Source organism: Pelistega suis, from assembly GCF_013133795.1.
In the GTDB taxonomy this organism is placed as follows: domain Bacteria; phylum Pseudomonadota; class Gammaproteobacteria; order Burkholderiales; family Burkholderiaceae_B; genus Taylorella; species Taylorella suis.
Genome location: NZ_JABGBN010000001.1, coordinates 602,669 through 617,436, shown reverse-complemented (window position 1 = coordinate 617,436; position 14,768 = coordinate 602,669). Strand labels below are relative to the sequence as shown.

General features: G+C 38.9%; 17 protein-coding genes and 1 tRNA gene. 2 read left to right on the top strand and 16 right to left on the bottom strand.

Annotated elements, in window-relative coordinates; genetic code table 11:
* Nucleotides 1-143: 143 nt before the first annotated feature.
* Nucleotides 144-217, top strand: a tRNA-Cys gene (locus HKX39_RS02980).
* Between the two features lie 92 nt (nucleotides 218-309).
* On the opposite strand, the gene HKX39_RS02975 is transcribed toward HKX39_RS02980, so the two are convergent.
* The 15 genes from HKX39_RS02975 to HKX39_RS02905 form a co-directional block, all read right to left on the bottom strand.
* Entirely contained in the window at nucleotides 310-576 is a 267-nt protein-coding gene (locus tag HKX39_RS02975; RefSeq protein ID WP_171679812.1) for a DUF1902 domain-containing protein, read from the bottom strand.
* An 86-nt stretch (nucleotides 577-662) separates the two neighbouring features.
* Entirely contained in the window at nucleotides 663-980 is a 318-nt protein-coding gene (locus HKX39_RS02970; protein ID WP_171679811.1) for an addiction module antidote protein, read from the bottom strand.
* 2 nt (nucleotides 981-982) lie between these two features.
* Nucleotides 983-1,282 (bottom strand): type II toxin-antitoxin system RelE/ParE family toxin, encoded by a 300-nt coding sequence (locus HKX39_RS02965; RefSeq protein ID WP_171679809.1) that lies wholly within the window; start codon nucleotides 1,280-1,282, stop codon nucleotides 983-985.
* A gap of 294 nt (nucleotides 1,283-1,576) precedes the next feature.
* On the bottom strand, nucleotides 1,577-2,146 hold the full coding sequence (locus HKX39_RS02960; RefSeq protein WP_171679808.1) for a hypothetical protein: 570 nt from the start codon (nucleotides 2,144-2,146) through the stop codon (nucleotides 1,577-1,579).
* Nucleotides 2,147-2,257: 111 nt separating this feature from the next.
* Entirely contained in the window at nucleotides 2,258-2,818 is a 561-nt protein-coding gene (locus tag HKX39_RS02955; protein WP_171679806.1) for a carboxypeptidase regulatory-like domain-containing protein, read from the bottom strand.
* Between the two features lie 85 nt (nucleotides 2,819-2,903).
* A complete protein-coding gene (locus HKX39_RS02950; RefSeq protein ID WP_171679805.1) occupies nucleotides 2,904-3,065 on the bottom strand; it encodes a DUF1328 domain-containing protein in 162 nt (53 codons plus the stop codon).
* Between the two features lie 99 nt (nucleotides 3,066-3,164).
* Nucleotides 3,165-3,608, bottom strand: coding sequence for a c-type cytochrome (locus HKX39_RS02945; protein WP_171679804.1), 444 nt, complete (start codon nucleotides 3,606-3,608; stop codon nucleotides 3,165-3,167).
* A gap of 74 nt (nucleotides 3,609-3,682) precedes the next feature.
* Nucleotides 3,683-5,062: an adenylosuccinate lyase gene (purB, locus tag HKX39_RS02940; RefSeq protein WP_171679802.1), complete on the bottom strand. Its 1,380-nt coding sequence runs from the start codon at nucleotides 5,060-5,062 to the stop codon at nucleotides 3,683-3,685.
* Between the two features lie 21 nt (nucleotides 5,063-5,083).
* Nucleotides 5,084-6,184, bottom strand: coding sequence for a tRNA 2-thiouridine(34) synthase MnmA (gene mnmA / locus HKX39_RS02935; RefSeq protein WP_171679801.1), 1,101 nt, complete (start codon nucleotides 6,182-6,184; stop codon nucleotides 5,084-5,086).
* Between the two features lie 160 nt (nucleotides 6,185-6,344).
* Nucleotides 6,345-7,406 (bottom strand): 3-deoxy-7-phosphoheptulonate synthase AroG, encoded by a 1,062-nt coding sequence (gene aroG / locus HKX39_RS02930; protein WP_171679800.1) that lies wholly within the window; start codon nucleotides 7,404-7,406, stop codon nucleotides 6,345-6,347.
* Nucleotides 7,407-7,676: 270 nt separating this feature from the next.
* Nucleotides 7,677-8,984: a TRAP transporter large permease gene (locus HKX39_RS02925; RefSeq protein ID WP_171679799.1), complete on the bottom strand. Its 1,308-nt coding sequence runs from the start codon at nucleotides 8,982-8,984 to the stop codon at nucleotides 7,677-7,679.
* A gap of 3 nt (nucleotides 8,985-8,987) precedes the next feature.
* Entirely contained in the window at nucleotides 8,988-9,485 is a 498-nt protein-coding gene (locus HKX39_RS02920; RefSeq protein WP_171679798.1) for a TRAP transporter small permease, read from the bottom strand.
* 3 nt (nucleotides 9,486-9,488) lie between these two features.
* A complete protein-coding gene (locus tag HKX39_RS02915; RefSeq protein WP_171679797.1) occupies nucleotides 9,489-10,463 on the bottom strand; it encodes a TRAP transporter substrate-binding protein in 975 nt (324 codons plus the stop codon).
* 144 nt (nucleotides 10,464-10,607) lie between these two features.
* Nucleotides 10,608-11,246 carry an RloB family protein gene (locus HKX39_RS02910; RefSeq protein ID WP_171679796.1) on the bottom strand — a complete coding sequence of 213 codons (639 nt, stop codon included), beginning with the start codon at nucleotides 11,244-11,246 and terminating at the stop codon, nucleotides 10,608-10,610.
* A gap of 6 nt (nucleotides 11,247-11,252) precedes the next feature.
* A complete protein-coding gene (locus HKX39_RS02905) occupies nucleotides 11,253-12,575 on the bottom strand; it encodes an AAA family ATPase (RefSeq protein ID WP_171679795.1) in 1,323 nt (440 codons plus the stop codon).
* A 281-nt stretch (nucleotides 12,576-12,856) separates the two neighbouring features.
* Here HKX39_RS02905 and HKX39_RS02900 point away from each other — a divergent pair, with 281 nt between their 5' ends.
* A complete protein-coding gene (locus tag HKX39_RS02900; protein WP_171679794.1) occupies nucleotides 12,857-13,150 on the top strand; it encodes an addiction module antidote protein in 294 nt (97 codons plus the stop codon).
* 176 nt (nucleotides 13,151-13,326) lie between these two features.
* On the opposite strand, the gene HKX39_RS02895 is transcribed toward HKX39_RS02900, so the two are convergent.
* Nucleotides 13,327-14,517: a porin gene (locus HKX39_RS02895; protein WP_171679793.1), complete on the bottom strand. Its 1,191-nt coding sequence runs from the start codon at nucleotides 14,515-14,517 to the stop codon at nucleotides 13,327-13,329.
* Nucleotides 14,518-14,768 lie beyond the last annotated feature (251 nt).

Sequence of the window (14,768 nt, the reverse complement as noted above, 5' to 3'; positions counted from 1 at the left end):
GCCCACATTATACGTCACCCACCTGCTATACAAGATGCTATCATCAAAATAAATTTTGCTACATGGACTTAAAGATTAAACTTGCGCTCTGTAGTTAGTTGTGCTAATATTTAAAGCTTAGCACTTATATAAGTGTTGCATGAGGCGCAGTAGCAAAGCGGTTATGCAGCGGATTGCAAATCCGTCTAGAGCGGTTCGACTCCGCTCTGCGCCTCCACCCATTCATTTCTATGCATTGCATGGATATAAAGTGCGGTTTTTCGTAACCATGCACCCTAAGCGCTTTAATGACTTTTTCATAATAGCCATTCATGCAAGAGAGAATCCCGCAAATGTCGTTTGTGCATTTACTTTACAGTGCAATTCCTCATATAACAATTCATCAATAGAAGAATTAATTTCACTTAATAAGGCTTTCACGTCTTGCGCCTCTACCACTAATCCATGAAGATTTGGACTTGTTGCCACAAACACGTTAGCCTCTTCATCATACAAGACCTCAACAATAACCGATAATGTCGCACCCATGCGAGCGAACTCACGCCAGAACGGAAAGCCTACACGATATTTAAACATGGTTATTCCTTTAAAAGCATGAACTAAAAAGACTAACGGCATTCATTGCATGAGTATTTTAATGTTGCTTTGGGTATACACTTTTCTTAGGCGTGCTGACGGCTTTCTATTTCTGATAATGGCTTAATAGATAAGCCAAAGCCTAACGCTCCTAATACTTTTTGAAGTGTTTCGTATCGAGGTTTAGCGTCACTAGATAACGCCTTGTACAATCCCTCTCGGCTTAAACCTGATTTCTTAGCCACCTCAGACATTCCACGAGCTTTTGCTACATCAGATAACGCATGAAGTAGCAAGGTTTGGTCACCCTCTTCTATCGCTTGCTTTAGATATTCTTCTATAACCTCTTCATTATCTAAATATTCTGCAATATCGACAGGTTTAATCTTTACCGCTGAACTCATTATCAAGCTCCTTTAATTTCTTTCCACAATTTGCGGGCTATCTTAATATCTTTCTCTTGAGTGGATTTATCACCACCCCAAAACATTAAATAGATATGCTTACCCTCTTGTCCATAATACAAACGATAACCAGCACCTACGTCTATTTTCATTTCAAAAACACCCTCATTAAGACTTTTAACCGTCCCTAGATTGCCTAACATGGCACGCCTTAATCTTAATGAAATGGCTGCTTTTGCCTTGTTATCCTTAATGTTTGAAACCCAATTAGAAAAATCTTCAGTTTGGTTAATGGTGTACATAGTCAGACCCTTAAGATTTAATTTATTGTAAACGATTGTTCACACATACACAATAAAAAATAATCTCCAAGCATTCCCAAAAAACTAAGCAATATACTGTATAAAAACTCAATATACAATAAAGGCTGGGTATTGCCTAGGTTAGTTACCGAAAAACGCACCTATGGTCTATTGAGCACTTTTATCTGTCCAGAAAATTCATATCAGTTCAAAAAAATACTTTTTTCACAAAAAATCAAACAAACAAAAAAAGGTCGCCGAAGCGACCCTTTAAGTATCTACACTCTCAATAGATTATTTCTTACGTAATAAATCAGCAACGTCACGCGCTTGGTTTAATGAAGCCATAGGCAACAATAATACACCGTCTTGTAATTTTGCACCGGCATTATTTACTTTAGAGAACACTGAGCTATTTAGACTCGCTAATACCGTACCTGAATTATTAGCAGCTAATGCTGTGCTTAAACGGCTGTTAGCCACATCACTTAAACGAATACCTAATGCAGGCTCGCCTGAGATTGTTTTTGCAACAAAGGCATTACGGACATCTTCGTTAGCCACAATAGCACCTGATGTATAATAAGTCACATTACCTACCTGTACAGGTACATCTTGCTTAATGGTTGTTGTTTGTTTTCTTTTACCTTTCTTAGATGTAGTTTTTACTTCACCTTTTTGAGTAGAACCAACATATAAGTTAAAAGTATTTGCATTAGCTGCTTGGCTTTTATTCGCTTTAACAATCACAGGAGCTGGTGTCGCTGCTGATTGAGCTGTAGAGTTTTGTGATGCTGTTGCAAAACAACCACTTAAACCAAAAGCAACGGCTGAACACATTAAAACACGAGTAATATTTTTCATAACTAACCTTAAAAATCGATGAAATAAAGATAATTCCCACAACTATATAGAAATTACCTTAAATAGTCATCAAAAATATTTGTTTTTTAAGAAAAAATTTGTAAATTCTCGTTAATGAAAATATCCAGGGCAACGATCTTTCTGACTTAAATCCACGGATACCGCCCCTGCTACTAAAGTCACTTTCTTTGCTAATAGCCCACCATACTCAACAGGACCTGAACGTGGGGCTGTATCCATCCAATAGAGCTTGGTACTTAAATAGTAATCACCCGCCGGGACATTTGGAAAGGCAAATTGACCATAACTATTGGTTTTTGTCATAAACATTGCATGTTCATATAAAGGATTGGCCTCACCTTTTAATACTTTGCCACGGCGACAAACCTCCGTAAACCACTGGGTACTTGCCGCAGATACGGGATTTAATACGACATCAGCAAAATTGGCAACACGCTCCTGAAAAGCACGAGTATTCAATAAATAGGCACGCCCGACCACATGTGCCACACCCGCACCTTTTTTAAGATCAGCAGGATTAAATGCGACACGATCAACCTGTGGCCGTTTGGGGTGTGCAATGGATTGATAACGATGTTGAGTGACGGTTCCACAAGCCACTAAACCCGTTACTGATACAGCCAAAGTCACTATACGTGCATATTTAAACATTCTATAAACCTTATTCACGACAAAATAAGGGCAGCGATATACCCCGCCGCCCTCGCGTATTCAATACTCAATGTCTACGCACTAGCTACCTTCTGCCTCGACCAAAAACGAAAGACAAAACAGCCATCACTAAAAAGACAACAAACAGTATCTTAGCAATCCCTACTGCCGTACCAGCAATACCGCCAAATCCTAATACGCCCGCAATTAACGCAATCACTAAAAATACAACCGCATAATGTAACATAGATTCTCCTTTATTACAGAAACATAAGCTGATTATGTATTTCCCTATCTAACAGATTTCCCTCAGTAGCGAAATACTCTTAATCATAGAGTGAAAAAATTAGCGCTTATGTCTAAAATTATCATGACAGGTACGACAAGACTGTCCTACCTCATTAAAGCTCTTCTTCACAAGTTCTAAATCGCCTTTGTCAGCAGCTTCTTTTAATGCTTTTACATTAACGATAAATTGAGTACGTGTATCTTCAAAGGCTTTATTATTTGCCCAAATATCCTTTTTAGAATTACCACCCTCAGTACCTGGACCAAAACCCGCCCATGGCAACTCAGCCAATGTCTCGATGAGTTCAACCACATCTTCCACTGCCTCAGCATTGTACGGTACTTGACCACGTACCACCGGACGTAAACGACCGACATGCGCCGCTAATACTTGAAAAGCACCTTGACGGTAAGCAATCGCATCATCCGTACTTTGAAAGCTCTGAGCTTGTACTGATGAAGCTGCTAACACCATACAGGCAGCACCTAATATTTTTTTCATCATAATCTCCTAAATAAAATTCGTAGGCTTATCTGGTACACCACCAGATAAGCCACCTTTAATATACAACACGCTTATTTAAAAGCCTTGGCTAATTTAGCTGCCTGACCAATGTAAGCACGTGGCGTCATTTTCAATAAACGTTGTTTAGGTTCTTTTGGTAAATCCAAACCTTCAATAAACTCACGTAACGCTTCTTCTGTAATACCACGTCCACGTGTTAATGCTTTTAATTGCTCATACGGTTGAGGTAAACCATAACGACGCATCACTGTTTGTACTGGTTCAGCTAAGACTTCCCAGCAAGCATCAATATCGGCATCAATCGCAGCGGCATTTAGCTCTAACTTACCTAAACCTTTTAAGTGTGAATCATATGCGACTAGACAATAACCTAAAGCAACACCTAAATTACGTAAGACCGTTGAGTCAGTCAAATCACGCTGCCAACGCGATACCGGTAATTTCTCTGATAAATGACGTAATACCGCATTTGCTAAACCAATATTACCCTCTGAGTTTTCAAAATCGATTGGATTAACTTTATGTGGCATGGTTGAAGAACCTACCTCACCTGCTTTGAGTTTTTGCTTAAAGTAACCTAAGGCAATATAACCCCAAACATCACGATTAAAGTCTAAAAGAATCGTATTGGCACGTGCAATCGCATCAAATAAAGCCGCCATCCAATCATGCGGTTCAATTTGAATCGTATATTCGTTTTGTTTTAAACCTAAAGTTTTTAACACATTCTTACTAAATGTAGGCCAATTAATCTCTGGATAAGCACTAATATGGGCATTATAGTTACCTGTGGCACCATTTAATTTTGCTAAAGGCTCTACTTTTTCAATCGCAGTAATGGCATTTTTAAGACGAGCCGCTACGTTAGCAAATTCCTTACCCATTGTACTTGGGCTAGCGGGTTGACCATGCGTGCGTGACAATAAAGGTTGATTAGCAAATTCTTTTGCATACGCCGTTAGACGCGCCAAGATTTCATTTAAGCGTGGCACAATGACTGTATCACGTACTCGCGTTAACATTAAAGCGTGAGAAGTATTATTAATATCTTCTGACGTACATGCAAAATGGATAAATTCAGCCGCTTTAGCTAAGGTCTTATCATTAGCAATCTTTTCTTTTAAAAAGTACTCAACGGCTTTAACGTCGTGATTTGTCGTGCGTTCAATCTCTTTAATACGTAAAGCGTCTTCTTCTGAAAAATTGCTCACAATCTTATTTAATACTTGTTTCGACTTTGCGCTGAATTTTGGCAATTCTGGTAAGCCTGCCTCAGACAAGGCGATTAACCACGCCACTTCAACTTCAACACGATGCGCCATAAAACCTGCTTCTGATAAATAAGCACGTAAGTCATCACAGCGAGAAGCATAACGTCCATCCAATGGAGAAACAGCATTTAATACAGTTAGTTCTTTTGCAATTTTCATTTTTAGTTCACATGTAAAGGATTAATAAATAATTCCACCACCAAGGCAAATATCACCTTGATAAAGCACGGCTGATTGACCGGGGGTCACCGCCCATTGTGCTTCTTTAAAATTTAGCTTTAAGGTTTTATCGGCTACCTCAGTTAAACGACAGGCAGCATCCGCTTGTCGATAACGCGTCTTAGCACCATATTCCCCTAACTCAGGGGCATAACCTGCCACCCAGCTCACGTCCTCAGCCGCCAATTCAGGCTTTAATAGCCAAGGATGATCATGTCCACTCACCACATAAAGTGCATTTTCTTTAATATCTTTACGCGCAACATACCATGCATCTGCCGTACCGTCATCTGCCTGATAACCTTTTACACCCCCAATACCGAGTCCCTTGCGCTGACCCAAGGTATAAAATGCCAAACCCGTATGACGACCAATTTCTTTACCCTCATCCGTCAGAATAGGACCAGGTTTTGCCGGTAAGTAGCGATTTAAAAACTCACGGAAAGGACGTTCACCAATAAAACAAATACCTGTTGAGTCTTTTTTACGTGCATTAGGCAATTGCAATTTCTCAGCAATCTGACGCACCTCAGTCTTATGAATTTCCCCCAAAGGGAAAATCGCTTTACTCAATTGTGCTTGATTCAAGCGATGTAGAAAGTAACTCTGATCTTTTGCCGGATCCAGTCCTTTGAGTAACTGAAATTCTTCTTTACCATTGACATTGACTGAACGTACACGAGCATAATGCCCTGTGGCAATATAATCCGCACCCAAACCCATTGCATGATCTAAAAAGGCTTTAAACTTAATTTCTGCATTACACAACACATCAGGATTGGGCGTACGACCTGCCGAATATTCGCGTAAAAACTCAGCAAAAACACGGTCTTTGTATTCAGCAGCAAAATTCACCGCCTCAATATCAATACCCAATACATCAGCGACACTCGCCGCATCAATCCAATCTTGGCGTGTCGAACAATACTCAGAGTCATCATCGTCTTCCCAGTTTTTCATAAAAAGACCAACAACATCATAGCCTTGCTCTTTAAGCAGCCACGCACTTACTGACGAATCCACGCCGCCAGATAAGCCAATCACAACACGAGGTTTTTTCATAGTAGTATTCATGTCGCTATTGTAACCGATTTCCTAAAAGAAATTACTTACCTATACCGCTAACTGCACGGTAATAAGCTTATAAAAAAGAATTGTTTAACCATAAAAAAGCCAGTTCGCTTATCACAAACTGGCTTTCCCTTATATCGCTAGATTTATCTTAAGCAAGCTTCGCACGACGGTTTGTCACTGCTTGAGCAAGACGAGCTAAGACTTGTTCAGTCGTATCCCAACCAATACAACCATCGGTAATACTCTGACCATATGTCAATGGTTGTCCCTCTACATGATCTTGGCGACCAGCTACTAAGTGCGACTCAATCATCACACCAAAAATACGTAAATCACCAGCTTCCATTTGCTGTGCCACATCCTCTAATACGGCTGGTTGGTTTTCTGGTTTTTTAGAGCTATTCGCATGGCTTGAGTCAATCATAATCTTCTGTGCTAAACCAGACTTTGCTAAATCCTCACTCGCTGCTTGCACAAACTCTGCACCATAATTCGGTACCTTGCCACCACGTAAAATAATATGGCAATCTTCATTCCCTTTTGTTTTCACAATGGCGGAGTGACCACCCTTAGTTACGGATAAGAAATGATGCGGTGAAGAAGCTGCTTTAATCGCATCAATCGCAATACGCGTATTACCGTCAGTACCATTTTTAAAACCCACCGGACAAGAAAGACCTGAGGCCAACTCACGATGCACTTGGCTCTCTGTCGTACGGGCACCAATCGCACCCCATGAGACAAGGTCAGCAATATACTGTGGTGTAATCATATCAAGATACTCACAACCTGCCGGTAAACCTTTCTCATTGATTGTCAGTAGCAGTTCACGCGCAATACGCAAACCCTTATTAATATTGAAACTATGATCTAAATCTGGGTCATTAATCAGACCTTTCCAGCCTACTGTCGTACGTGGTTTCTCAAAGTAAACACGCATTACAATTTCTAATTCATTTTTGTACTTGTCACGCAAGACTTTTAAACGGTCTGCATACTCTAAAGCTGCTTTAGTATCATGAATAGAACAAGGTCCCACGACTACCACTAAGCGATCATCCTCACCAGCTAATACCTTATGAATAGCTTGACGAGACTGGTAGACTACATTAGAGGCTTCAATCGAAATAGGAAATTCACGCATCAGATGGGAAGGTGGACTTAATTCTCTAATTTCGTGGATGCGAATATCATCAGTATTGTACGACACGTTAAATCTCCTAAAATCTCATAAAACGAGTAAATCAAAAACCAAATAATTAGATAAACAAAAAGCCGCCTTATTTCTTAGGCGGCTTTCTGGTATGTATGCATTTTTACGAGTTGCACAGTATCCTTCTCTCCGCGCAAAGGCTTTGAAAATACCAAAAATAAAAAAAAGATACTAAGTGCTTAATCGTATTCATAAGTTCTATGCTATCACAGCTAAATGGTTTGCCAAGTCTTTTAAACAAAAACAAACCATCTCGTTGTATCCTCGCTACACACCACTCGCATTCTGTGGCAACCACATGACGATACCTGGGAAGTAGTAAATCAGGAATACAGCAATAATCATCAATAAGAACATGGGAATGGAAACTTTAGCGATATAGCTTAACTCTTTCTTTGCCATTCCAGATAACACAAATAAATTAAACCCTACAGGTGGTGTAATTTGTGCCATCTCAATGACAAAGATTAAGAAAATGCCAAACCAAATAAGATCAATCCCTGCTGCCTCCACTGTCGGTAATAATACTCCCATCGTCAATACCACGAGTGAAATACCATCTAGGAAACACCCCATCACAATAAAGAACACCATCAATACCATGATAAGCCCAAATTGTGATAAGCCAAGAGAAGCAATCCATTGCGCCAAAGCATTAGGTAATCCGATATATCCCATAGCTAAGGTAAGAAACTGTGCACCCGCAAGAATCAAGGCAATCATACAAAACATTCGTGTTGCCCCCATTAAGGACTCTTTAAAGACCTTAAGGCTCATATCGCCTTGCAACGTCGCAATCACTAAGGCACCGACAACCCCCACAGCAGCCGCTTCTGTTGCCGTCGCCATACCAGAATAAATAGAGCCCAACACCGCAGCAATTAATAACACCACTGGAATTAAGGTACGCGAAGCATAAAGCTTTTGCATAAAACTCGTTTTCTCTGTGCTACTAGGTCGATTCTGTTCTGGATGACGTAAACCCCAGATAAAGATATAGCCCATGAATAATAGCGCCAATAAAAGACCCGGCAGAACACCCGCCATAAATAGCTTTGCGATTGATACATTAGCAGACACACCGTACACAATCATAATGATTGACGGAGGAATCAGTAGACCTAATGTCCCTGCTCCCGCTAAAGTTCCTAAGATTAAAGCATCTGGATAACCACGCTGACGCAACTCAGGAATCGTCATCTTACCAATGGTGGCACATGTTGCTGCTGATGATCCTGACACCGCCGCGAAAATGGCACAACCCACAATATTGGTATGCAATAAGCGCCCTGGAATCGCATCTAACCACGGAGCAAGTCCCTTAAACAAATCGCTCGATAAACGCGTGCGAAATAAAATCTCACCCATCCATAAAAACAATGGTAATGCCGTCAATGTCCAACTCGAAGAAGCACCCCAAATAGAAATCGCCATCGCATCGCCTGCAGGTCGAGAAGAAAACAACTCCATCACCAACCATGCCGAACCCGATAACGCAAGCCCTACCCATACCCCACTCGCCAAGAAACCTAAAATGGCGAGAATCAATACAATAACAACTAAACCCTCTACCATATTTTACTCAGCATTAGAAATAATAATATCTTCTTTGGTTACCCATGTACGTACCAACTCATCCAATAAAGCAATCGCAAAAATAATACTGCCTACTGCCATCGCTAATTGAGGGATCCAAAGTGGTGTCGCGTCCTCTTCTACCGATAAATCATTAAAGGCATAAGATTCCAACACTAAATTGACACTATAGTACGCCACCGTCGCCGACAAACCTAAAGCAATAACCAAAGAAAGTAAATTAAGGATATGACGTGGTGTCGAGGGCAAAGCATTTAGTACTAGCGTCACACGAATATGCTCATTTTGTTTAAATGTATGCGCTAAAGCTAAAAAGCTCGCCGCTGCCATGGAATAACCCGCATAGGCATTAAGCCCGGGAATATACCAGCCTAACTGACGACCGACAATCAGCAATAGCACACAAACTAAAATGCTCACCATAAACAATGCAGCGGCATACGCCGCTACATTGTATAAACCATCTAAAAACTTACGCATGATTTATTTACGATAAGCCTCTAAAAGTTTCTCACCGTCAGCACCCGCTTTTTTCGTCCAATCTTCTAGCATCACTTTTGTTGTATCAACAAACTCTTTTTGTAATGTCTCAGACGGTGTAATCATCTTTAGACCCGCTTTCTCTAACTCACCTTTAAAGAAGTTAGTTTTCTCACGAGACAAATCCCAACCCGCTTTTTCTGCTTGTGTTGCGGCATCTAATAAGGCTTTTTGTTGTGACTCTGTCAGTTTATCAAAGGCTTTCTTATTAACAATCACCGCATTCTTAGGTAACCATGCTTCATTGTCATAGAAGTACTTAATATACTCATTGATTTTAATATCGTAGCCTGTCGCACTGGATGTCATTAAAGCATTTACCGCACCCGTTGCTAATGCTTGACTTAACTCAGCTTGTTGAATCGTCACAGGTTGTGCACCGACTAATTGTGCAATTTTTGAGGTCACAGGACTATAAGCACGCCACTTAAGACCTTTTAAGTCTGCGACTGAATTAAGTTCCTTATTCACAAAAATACCTTGTGGAGGCCACGCCACGGTAAATAATAATTTCATCCCTTGAGACTCAAGTTTCTTCTCGAGGAATGGTTTTTGTGCTTGATAAAGCTTCCATGCAGCATCATAACCCGATGCCACAAATGGTACGCCATCCAACTCAAAAATAGGATCCTCATTCGCATAGGCTGTCAGGATAATCTCACCGATTTGTGCTTGATTACCTTGAACCGCACGCTTAATCTCTGGCATCTTAAATAGCGATGCATTGGAATGAATATTAAAGCTCAACTCACCATTAGAGAGCTTTTCGACATTCTCAGCAAAAGCACGGATATTTTGTGTATGAAAATTTACCTCTGGGTATGCCGTCGGAAAATCCCATTTGGTTTGAGCGAATGCTGTTGAACCCCATAAACCCACCACGGCCAAACCAGCCACTAATGCCTTTTTACCTGACATATTTAGTACTCCTTAAACAACAAGCTTTGTCATTAATAAAAATAACAATTTATCGACTTCTGTGCTTACTGTAAACCTAGCGTTTACCATTAGCGACAAATTGCACAATATTGGTGCGGTTTATTTTAAATACACGTACACCTACTATGTTCTAATACCTTTTAAAAATGCTACTAACTCATGTGCTTGCGTAGAAGGATTAAACTGTCTCTCAGCTATCGCACTATTTAACGAAAGCACAGCGTTTTTTGTACCCTCATCCAAATAAGATAACAACTTTTCATAAACGCCTTTCATGGCTTTACTATAATTTTCTTTGAATTTCTCTTGCCAACAAGCAGACAATAAAGATTCACAATGATCACCCGCACTCTTATTTCCCTTACGAATAATAGGTGCACGAGAATATCGAAAATGACATAGATACCAATACTCAAAACTTGGATACGATACTATAAGTTGTATACCCTTTTGTCTGGCAAGAAGAGTGGCATCATCAAATGTTTGATGATTATCTCTGTCAATGACACAAAATACCTCATCAAAAGCTAAATACTTTTCCTGCTTTTGCATGTAGTCAATCGCTGTCTTAACAACAGACCTAGGGTCTGTCCCTTGCCCCGGCAACACACGAATATTTACAGATGATAAGCGTTCATAAGCAACTAAGTTATTAAAGTAATTTTTTTCTGTTTTTGTCCCCTCACACACAATAAGCACTGTTTTATATGGCTCTCTCCTTGGTGCACGTCGTGATAAATCACGATTATTATGTTTTGTCATAATGATTTATTCCTCATTTTGCCAAAAACTGTCTGGCAAATAAAATTCTTGAATCATTGGCTTTGCCCCATATTTTCCATGAAGATAATACTCCTCAATATCTTCTCGACGAATATGTGGCTTAAAGTCTGTCAACGGATATAAAATTGTCGATCTATCTTGTTGCTTTTCACAAAACCAAATCTGATCTCGTCGCAATAAATCCTTTCTTAAAACAGATGTTTCATGAGTTGTAAAAATTAACTGTGCATGTTTTTTATTTAATCCTGAATTAAAAAGTTGAACTAAAAAACGCACTAAATCGGGATGTAAACTTTTGTTTAACTCATCAATAATTAACGTTTTCCCGCTATGTAAAACAGCCAGAATGAGTCCCGCAAATTCAAATAGTTTCTGCGTACCATCAGACTCATCTCTTAAATTAATTTCCTGTGCCTGCCCAAAATTATCTTTATAGACAAAGAAAGTCTCATTCTGCGCAATAAAATCTTCTTGTAGTTCTTGAATAATTTTTTCTCTCAATGCAATAGGAATTTCTTCAGGAATCTGTGCAAACTTAATTTCTGGTTTTTTAAAGATAATATCATTAACTTCAATGCCAGCTGAGTGTAATAGACCTATAAAAATTTCTTTATCGCTATCAGATGTTTTGCATATTTCCTTAGATAAATGATTACTGATACGATCAGTTCTCACAATATACGTATCTTCTGTTAAAGCTTTATAAATAGGTCTAATCTGCTCACTATTCAAATGAGTAGCTGTGGATAGAAATAATTGATTATTGCGGGTCTGCTTCTGCCAACTTATCTTTTCACCTTTAAAATACGGAGACATTTTCCACTGATAAGTTGAAGATTCCTCATCATACTTTCGATGGAACCAATTTTGTTCTTTGCCTTTTGGATAGACGCTTAACCATTCTTCATATACTTTTCTTTTATCAGCTATAAACCCATAATTGACTCGAACAGTATGTTTTTCACCCTGTTCATTCATCAAACTAACTATAAAATTCACATCATAAGACGTTGCAGACTTTTGAGAGATGACATCCAAAAGAAAAGGCTCAACATCAATACTCTCATTTGGTTTTTTATTAAATGAATCAGCAATAATTCTGATCATGGAATCTAATGCCTTAATAACATTAGACTTACCAGACGCATTAGCACCATAAATAACGGCAGCATTTAAAAGAATAGGTGTCGCAAGAGCTTGACTATCAAAATAGTTATCACTCATCTCTTGACTACTGCTACGCACCAAAGACAAGGTCTGCTCTTCCTTAATTGAACGATAGTTCTTAACTGCAAATTGAATCAACATTAGAAACACCAAATAAAGTGTCATTTTAGGAATTTTTCACCTAAAATAACATGAAAATCATTTTTAGTCTATTTTTCCAACTGCTCAACAATAGGATATTTTTGTCTAATTGTTTATCTCATCAATTTGTATCACACTAATCAAAATAATCTCCTCCTACAAGACAAATCAATTTATTATTGTTCTTTTGTATCCAATTAGATACAATGTAAAGGTTAGAGGTATTTTATAAAAAAGTATGGTCTGAAATTAAAAATACTTTTAATTAAAGGATATCAACAATGAATAAATTTGAAATCACACCCTTTGATATTTCTGATTATCTTACCGATGAAGAAACCATTAAAGAATATTTACAAGCCATACTTGAAGAAAATGATTTTAATCTATTATTAGCCACGCTAGGTGATATAGCAAAAGCGCGTGGTATGTCTGAAATTGCTAAAAATACGGGATTAAGTAGAGAAAGTCTTTACAAATCACTTTCTGCCAATGCAAAACCTCGTTTCGAAACCATCCAAAAAGTCTTAACCGCATTAGGTTTTAGTTTATCGATCAAATCCTTGTCGCAATAATCAGGCTATTTCTTCTCTTATCTCATATTGAGAGCAATCAATTATTACCACCTATAGAAGTTTAATAAATATCCATACCTGTTTATAAACCGCCAAATGCAAAAAATCTCTGGTGAAATCAGAGGGCTTGTTGTCTATCTAGACTATGTTATACAAGGTCGAGCCTTGTGTAACAATTAGAAGCGGTGAGTTAAACCCACACCAACCTCTGTTGATTTCATCTTGGCACGCTGTGTGTTATTAGCACCAAACTTTGCTTTAAACTGACCGTAAGATGCTATACCATAGAATAAGGTACGTTTAGAGAGTGAATGCACATAGGCTAAACTCCAGATATGTGAGTTTACTCGCACAGCACCAACATCCATCGCATTACTAGGTACAACTAAGCTAGAATGTTTAATACGCCCACCTTGATAAGAGAACATCACACGATCAGAGGCAGTGATTTTCGACGATAGCCCCAATAACCATGACTGAGTACGTACCCTTTGAGAGTTAAAATTATAAGCAGCAAAATGAGGTGTTTCTTTCAACAAAGTACCTGCCAAACCAAAATTACCAGAAATCACACCGTTATGTTGTTGACCATAGATTAAGTGTAATTTCACCACTTCGAAATCATACGTACCACCGAGTACCCATGACGACATACTCTTATTGTAACGAGGATTTGTCATACCATTGACAGTTTGCTTATTACGCTCATAGTCATACGCTGCCCCTAACATAATAGGACCATTCTTATAGCCGAAACCAACACCAACGGCGGCATTACGGGTTTTTACATCATTCGTCGTACTCGTATAATTCTGCGTATCATCAGCGATAAGACTCACACCAAAACTGAAACCAGAGAAACTTGGCGATAAGTACTTAATCACATTATCACGGCGTACACCTACACTATCTGCAAAGGTACGAGTAAAAGAAGCTTGTGAATACGATATACCAAAAGGATCTAATTTAGCGATAAAATCATCCGCCACAGAATACTGACGACCGATAGTCACTGTACCCCAACTATTACTAGTAAGACCCACAACAGCACGGCGACCAAATAAACGTCCGCCTTGTAAAGAAGTACCGTCATTTAAATCAAAACCTGATTCCAATTGGAAAATCGCTGCCGTCCCATTACCTAAATCATGAGAGCCTTTTAATCCCCAGCGATTACCCGCCTGAACACCAGAGCGAGCACCGATTGTACGATTTGACCATACTTTTTCACCATCAACTTTAATAGATTGGCTAGTGATACCATAACCACCATCTGCTACACCATAAAGGGTAACAGACGTCTCTTCCGCTTGTGTAGCTGTCGCAACAGTACTTAATAAAGCAGTCAATAAAATTGATTTGTTCATCTACAACATCTCATAAAAATTTTTGATTATTGTTATAAATTGTAAATTATTTGCAATATTTCAACCAAGCAAAAATAGGAATTTTGTCGTTTCTGTATCAAATTTTAAACCGATGATTTATTAGAAAAACCAAAAATAGTTTATAGGCATTAAGGGTATAAATACCTCTTATATGGATAGCTCTGTAGAAATCAAAAAAATCAACTGCTCTAATACACTTTCTCTGCGCATAAGAAGATGTTTTTCGGGAT

Excerpts from the sequence above, each read along its gene's own strand:
- HKX39_RS02965 (WP_171679809.1), bottom strand. The coding sequence starts at position 1,282 with ATGTACACCATTAACCAAACTGAAGATTTTTCTAATTGGGTTTCAAAC.
- mnmA (WP_171679801.1), bottom strand. The coding sequence starts at position 6,184 with ATGAAAAAACCTCGTGTTGTGATTGGCTTATCTGGCGGCGTGGATTCG.
- HKX39_RS02975 (WP_171679812.1), bottom strand. The coding sequence starts at position 576 with ATGTTTAAATATCGTGTAGGCTTTCCGTTCTGGCGTGAGTTCGCTCGC.
- HKX39_RS02955 (WP_171679806.1), bottom strand. The coding sequence starts at position 2,818 with ATGTTTAAATATGCACGTATAGTGACTTTGGCTGTATCAGTAACGGGT.
- HKX39_RS02945 (WP_171679804.1), bottom strand. The coding sequence starts at position 3,608 with ATGAAAAAAATATTAGGTGCTGCCTGTATGGTGTTAGCAGCTTCATCA.
- HKX39_RS02915 (WP_171679797.1), bottom strand. The coding sequence starts at position 10,463 with ATGTCAGGTAAAAAGGCATTAGTGGCTGGTTTGGCCGTGGTGGGTTTA.
- HKX39_RS02960 (WP_171679808.1), bottom strand. The coding sequence starts at position 2,146 with ATGAAAAATATTACTCGTGTTTTAATGTGTTCAGCCGTTGCTTTTGGT.
- HKX39_RS02895 (WP_171679793.1), bottom strand. The coding sequence starts at position 14,517 with ATGAACAAATCAATTTTATTGACTGCTTTATTAAGTACTGTTGCGACA.
- HKX39_RS02925 (WP_171679799.1), bottom strand. The coding sequence starts at position 8,984 with ATGGTAGAGGGTTTAGTTGTTATTGTATTGATTCTCGCCATTTTAGGT.
- HKX39_RS02900 (WP_171679794.1), top strand. The coding sequence starts at position 12,857 with ATGAATAAATTTGAAATCACACCCTTTGATATTTCTGATTATCTTACC.
- purB (WP_171679802.1), bottom strand. The coding sequence starts at position 5,062 with ATGAAAATTGCAAAAGAACTAACTGTATTAAATGCTGTTTCTCCATTG.
- HKX39_RS02910 (WP_171679796.1), bottom strand. The coding sequence starts at position 11,246 with ATGACAAAACATAATAATCGTGATTTATCACGACGTGCACCAAGGAGA.
- HKX39_RS02920 (WP_171679798.1), bottom strand. The coding sequence starts at position 9,485 with ATGCGTAAGTTTTTAGATGGTTTATACAATGTAGCGGCGTATGCCGCT.
- HKX39_RS02950 (WP_171679805.1), bottom strand. The coding sequence starts at position 3,065 with ATGTTACATTATGCGGTTGTATTTTTAGTGATTGCGTTAATTGCGGGC.
- HKX39_RS02970 (WP_171679811.1), bottom strand. The coding sequence starts at position 980 with ATGAGTTCAGCGGTAAAGATTAAACCTGTCGATATTGCAGAATATTTA.
- HKX39_RS02905 (WP_171679795.1), bottom strand. The coding sequence starts at position 12,575 with ATGTTGATTCAATTTGCAGTTAAGAACTATCGTTCAATTAAGGAAGAG.